Annotated in this window: 1 protein-coding gene and 1 pseudogene; both read right to left on the minus strand. The window is 50.9% G+C overall.

Annotated features, from left to right (window positions below):
• The coding region (locus CIK93_RS07265) for a transposase (RefSeq protein WP_144269536.1) at positions 1 to 560 on the minus strand (560 nt) is incomplete at its 3' end.
• Positions 526 to 757 (minus strand): annotated as a pseudogene (locus CIK93_RS07270) (hypothetical protein); the annotation flags it as partial. The pseudogene CIK93_RS07270 and the gene CIK93_RS07265, both read right to left, overlap by 35 nt.

The following is a 757-nucleotide window of genomic DNA, read 5'->3' on the forward strand; positions in this document are numbered from 1 at the left end:
CCGTTCTCATAGCGGAATGGAACGTATTCCCGCCCTTCCTGCCTGGCGTTTTCCATCTCGTCATTGGCTTCTTGTATGGCATCCCAGCGGTGTCTGATACGCATCTCCTGTACGGCATCACAGGCGAGTTTCTGAATGTGAAAGCGATCAATGACACGTTGGGCTTTCGGAAAAGCAGATCGTACAATCTTGTGCATGGAGTCAGACAGGTCAAGTGTTATCTCCGTCACTGCCTCGCGTTTCTCTTCGGGAATATTCTCCAAGGCTTTGATGACATCTTCCGACTTCGTGCCGGACACGACTGCAACAAGACATCCCTCACCGCCATGACGCTCACGGTTGGTTACGATAGTATACAGCTCGCCGTTGGACAGGCTTGTCTCATCTATAGCCAGATGAGAGCCAATGTTTTCCGGAAACACAAGCCATTCGTCTGCGTGTGGCAGTTCACTCCAGCTACGATAGTCACTCAGAACCTCCTTGTACTGTTTCTTGAACGTATGTGCGTCAATGTAGTAGAAATCCTCAAGCGTACGGCAGGTCACTGGGGATTTCCCCATACGTCTGTTTTAAAAAAGCCGCAAACTCCTTAGAGTAGCGGGTGCCGTCGGCTGTCACTTTCAGCGGGAGAATGAAACTCTTTCCTGTGCGGGTATCTATCCACCTGCGGCGGCGCAGAACCAGTACCACCTTGTGGTCACGGATGGGAAAGTCTGTCACCTCTACGGGAGAGATAAAACCCTTCGATTCAAAATGA

Source organism: Prevotella sp. P3-92, assembly GCF_002251205.1.
Taxonomy (GTDB): domain Bacteria; phylum Bacteroidota; class Bacteroidia; order Bacteroidales; family Bacteroidaceae; genus Prevotella.